Origin of the sequence: Bartonella sp. AC70YNML (genome assembly GCF_042196545.1) — a bacterium.
Classification (GTDB): domain Bacteria; phylum Pseudomonadota; class Alphaproteobacteria; order Rhizobiales; family Rhizobiaceae; genus Bartonella.
In genome coordinates, this window is record NZ_JBHIQK010000003.1 from 181,909 (window position 1) to 186,720 (window position 4,812).

4 protein-coding genes are annotated in these 4,812 nt (G+C 37.3%); 3 read left to right on the forward strand and 1 reads right to left on the reverse strand.

What is annotated here, in order from left to right; genetic code table 11:
- Positions 1-808: 808 nt before the first annotated feature.
- Positions 809-1,375, reverse strand: a complete 567-nt coding sequence (locus ACFIMU_RS04245) for a hypothetical protein (protein ID WP_375606483.1) — start codon at positions 1,373-1,375, stop codon at positions 809-811.
- Between the two features lie 1,809 nt (positions 1,376-3,184).
- On the opposite strand from ACFIMU_RS04245, the gene ACFIMU_RS04250 reads away from it, so the two are divergent.
- From ACFIMU_RS04250 to ACFIMU_RS04260, 3 genes are all read left to right on the forward strand, one after another.
- Positions 3,185-3,706: a hypothetical protein gene (locus ACFIMU_RS04250; RefSeq protein WP_375606482.1), complete on the forward strand. Its 522-nt coding sequence runs from the start codon at positions 3,185-3,187 to the stop codon at positions 3,704-3,706.
- Positions 3,707-3,792: 86 nt separating this feature from the next.
- Positions 3,793-4,269, forward strand: a complete 477-nt coding sequence (locus tag ACFIMU_RS04255) for a hypothetical protein (RefSeq protein WP_375615058.1) — start codon at positions 3,793-3,795, stop codon at positions 4,267-4,269.
- A gap of 48 nt (positions 4,270-4,317) precedes the next feature.
- Positions 4,318-4,812 (forward strand): hypothetical protein (locus ACFIMU_RS04260; protein ID WP_375696848.1); only part of this gene is annotated, 495 nt, incomplete at its 3' end.

The following is a 4,812-nucleotide window of genomic DNA, read 5'->3' on the forward strand; positions in this document are numbered from 1 at the left end:
TTGGGAAGGCGGTGGTTGGAAGGTGTTGCGGGGGCAAAGCTTTAGGTGTTGGCGATTTGTGGGGGTAATTAGGGCTGTGCAGGCTGTCGTATTAGTGGTGGTGTGATGGGAGGGTTATCGGTGCAGTTGTTGATGAGGGAGGAGATTGTTGGTAGGGGCTTTTTCTTTCGTTTAAGGGATGATGCTTTTAATTGTGTCAAAAAATAACGGGTTATTTTAATGATAAGTTATTGATTTATAGTGAATATTTTATCATTATTTATCTTGAATGAGAAATCCAGATTATGCTGAAATAAAAGCCATAGCTCTTGTCCGTCATAAGATCAGAAGAGCCATATAGAATTGTACAAGAAAAGACGTAAAATGACGATAATGAATTGTCTGAAGAGCTAAGGATGTCGCGATATTGGGTGAAGTGTATGATGAGGGTGGTTTGTTACAATGGGGGTAGAGGGAAGAATGTTGCTGTTTTTTAAAGAGGGGGCAATATTTATCTTGTCCATGCCGTGAATATGCCGTGAAATATTGTCCTTTGAGGCATGGATTAAGTGAGGCACTGGTAGGTATAAGGTTAAGTCTCTTTGACAGTTGAAGTATTTTTTAAAGAACGTGGTGGATATTTTTAAGCTTGTTTGTTGTGCGCTTTAAGCTTGTCAATCTCATGAAATTCTATGAAAGGGCAAGCTCAGAGGTTCTCAAGAGCACCCTGCCAAAGGGGGGCTTTATAAAGGCGCTGGTTATAAAGAGGCATGTTATAAAAGGAGGGGGAGAATCTTTATCCTGTGAGGGGGAGGAAATGATGGGTGTTTTAGCCAAGGCTCTTTTGGGTAGAACTGTCAAAATGTTTATAAAGGGCATCAAGAATAATACGCAACGAGCCAACAAGATTAGGCAGCGGTTGATCTTCTATAACAAGATAGTGTAATGCCGCATGAAAGTTGTGTTGACGATGTAGATATTGTGCTTCTTTAATCGCTTCTTGCATAGCTTCATAGTGTTCCGTTGCTCTTTGGATCCATTGCTTTTTTGCTTTCTCATCTGATGCGCTGTGCGTAAAACCATCATAATAACCGTTTGGTAAACCTTTTGCACATAAATAGTCGTTTCTAATTTGCAAGTATTGTTGCGCCGTGTCATATTGCTCTTTACTGATGCCTGATGAAGCCTCTTTATAGCCAAGCAAACAAAGACGCCCAATATAGGTTCCGACAAGCGGATTTTTCGCTTCTTCGAGGCTTAAACCAAAGTGTTTGGCACGCATTTCAATCGCAGATTGAAGCCCAGATTCGCTGGAGCTTTGGGCACGTGAAATACGGCCTTTGGGCTCTTGCTTTCCTGTTATTTTTGATCTACCGCGTTTTTTACGTATTTTCATGAACTTAACCATTTGAATGAAAAAGAAACTGTCTGTTGATGGGGGACAGTGATGTAAAAAGCACTTGGCGCAAATATTGGGGGAGCAAATACTTAAGGGGGAGGGAGCAAATACTGTGGGAAATATCAGCCGTTGCAGATCAAAAAACAAACGATACTAAAGGCGTTTTAATGCAAAGAAAAGCAACGGTGTGGGGCGAAAAAATCATCTTTAAGGTGTTTCTTACTATTTTTATCTTATCCCTATCAGTCTTATTTTCCGCCCCTATTATGCTTATTTTTTTATTGCTAGCGGATTATTTGCTTTCTAAATATTTCTTAACTGTTCTTGAGAAATTGAATTCTCTTGAGAAATTGAAGGAAAATTTTTGTCAAATGTGAATGAAAAAATAAGAATGGATTTCAAGGGCATGTCATCGTCTTTCTAATAGGAAGTTTTTTCTAATGGGATTATTTGTCTCTTTTTTCACGAGCGCTTTGTGGAAATTTTTCAATTCCACTTTTGAAAGGTCATTGTTTTCTTAAGTTGGGAGCTTGTTATTTGGGTTCTCTTATTTTTTGTTGTTGGGCGCTTTCCCAAGATATTTGATATACATCACGCTGTTAAGCATACTTTTATCCTTTATAAGAGATATATTGTCTTCTGTTGAGTGGCAGAGAGCGGCAAAAAGCAAACCTCCACATTCTATTATAATAGCATAAGATGCCCTATGTTTTCAAATAAAATATCATTTATTGGCTTAAAATAAACTGTGAATGATCCCGCTATTTGGTTTAGTATTTCCTTTGTAAGTATCCTTTATAGAGTATAAATTTTCCGTTTTAATGGATCTCATCATAAGACGAGGGGATGTCGTTTAAAGGACGGAATGCATTATCGAAAGAAGCTGTTTTTATAAGAAGAAAGTGCCTTTATAAAAAGATGCTTTTATAGGAGATGCCTTGATGAATGTAGGGGCTGTATCAATGTGGGGGCTGTGAAATGTTTCATCTTTAATGAAGGATTTTTAAAATGAAGCCTTTTTGATTAAGAAGCTTTCAAATGAGGATTAAGGTTGTTTGTTGCACGCTTTTCATACTGGATAATCGGTTGCGTGTTTGACTTTGTTTTTATGTTGCTTTTTAAAGAGGTATGTCTTAGGGCTCTCTTTTGCCCATTTCGCAAGGGTGCTCATGAAGGGTACAACGATAAAGTTCCCAATGAAATCCATATAAAGTTTGAATAATATAAAATCTATTGAACACTTCCGTTTTTACACTTGTAAAGAAGAAAGTCTATAGCATCACACATTTTGCCAGCTCTCATTGTTGCGGACAGCTCTTGGCATTTGAGACGCTTCCTTAGAGGCATTTATCATCCTTTCTTAATGTTTTACTCTATACGGCTCTTTCTGCTTGTAACGCGCAAGAGACATGGTTTGGATCGATTTAATATGGAATAGGCTTGGAATAAGACAATCCTACGGTATTTAGGGTTCTCATTTAATATGAAAAACAATAAATTGTTATAAATCAGTGTATTGTTTGTAAACTTTACACATCATCTATTTCTTAGATTGAATATTTTTGCTTGTTGAGTTTTGTGAAACATTGTCTTTTGAAGTGTGGGTAATAGATAAGAGGATACAATGGCATTTGTGCTTGTGAGGCTTAGGGATTGTATGTTGTCACGTATGAGAAATTTTAAAAATAGACTTAAAGGGTCTTATAGCGCGTGTTTCATGGTGAGAAGAGTGCTAGATAAACCGGTTTTGCTGGTTGCATGTTCTCAAAGAGTGAGTGGGCATGTTAGAAGTGAGAAAATATCCGTATGATCGAAGATAAATCACAACACCAATTTGCCCATAAGGGAAATACGGCTTTTGCGTCACAGCCCGTGTTGAATCAGTGTGCGGTTTTCAAAAAATGGACGGCTCTCTCAAGAAAAGATTACGTCATCATTTTGTGTTTGGCTATCCTCTTGTTGGTGCTTTTTGCCGCGACTGTCTATATGAATCCTTTGGAGTTTTTTCACGTTATATCCAAAGAACAGTTTCAAGCACTGGGACAAATGGAACAAGGAGATCTTCGAAAAATGATTAAAGAGATCTTGAAACAGCCTTTTGAAAATAATCCTGCAATCGTGTTTTTGCGTGATGCGGGATGGAATAGTGTTTGGGCTTTTTTATGTCTTTTGCCGCAAATGATTTTTGGTGTTCTTGTGGTGTTCTTTCCACTCTTTTTTGTCTTTAACGCTATCTCTAAACGGGAGGTGAAGGAAATGATGAATCTGTGGGATACATTGCCAGAGCAGCAACAACTAGACAACCAATTTCTCAACAGAACACAATAGGGAAACAAGTGGCTGCTTCTTTTATAAGTACTTTTGTAATTTTTACCACAGTATGGTGGAGTACTGTCATGTTTTTCGGGGAGATCATGATACTTTTTTCTACTCTGATGACAATCTTGGTACTTTATTATTCTTTGATAAAACGGACAATATTGTTGTGTGGGATGCGGCGGAAATTAAAAAAGGGTGCATTGCAGAATTTGGGGTATAATCAGAAAGTCAGCATAGGACAAAATACAGTTTTTGCAACAGAGCTCAGCTCCCTTTCTTTTAAAGAATCTTTGGAACTTTCAAGAAAAGATTATTTTATCATCGTTTCGATAGCCTGCATTGTGATTGTGGTTTTCGCAGTTTTGCTCGCTTTTTTTGCTTTTTTTCCAAAATCTGCGATTTTTTTACACAATTATATGCCTCTATTGTTTAAGGTTGGCGTTTTTGGCGTGCAGCTGCTGTTTTGGTTTTGTGCGTGTATTGTTGTTTCTTTACCTGTCATTTTAATCTTCCATAATCTCCTTCATTATGGCGTGAAAAAAACAGTGAAGGAATTAGAAATGTTTGTTTGAGAAGAGAATAAAAATGATGATTTCACATCAATGCGATAGGGGAAACAAGTGACTATTGTTATAAAATTTTTGGCTTTTTTAGGGGTCACCATCATTGCCATTGTAATGTTTATGGTTATGATCCGGCTTCCTTACCGGTTGATCAAACATATCAGGTTATCTTTTAAACTCGCTCAAGACTTGAAAAAGAGTACAACGCAAAAAAAGCAAGCCATACAACAATTGCGTAATGATCTGGGAGAAATGAAAAGACACAATCTCGCCCATAAGACCCTTGATGCGACAATGCGCTTTCTTAACTTCAAAGAATCTCTGCCTCTTTATTCAAAAGAATGTAAAATAATTCTTTTTATCCTTATTCTCTTTTCTGTTTTACAATCTGCTTTCTCTGTCGCAAATTTGGTATGGTGGAAGAATGATAATGTTGCCTTTATCATGCAGCTGTTGAGTATTCTATGGTTTGGGCTTCTTCTCTTTTTTCCGATCATTGGGATCATGTGCATAAAATTAACGAGAAAATTGAACAAAATACTTCCACAATTG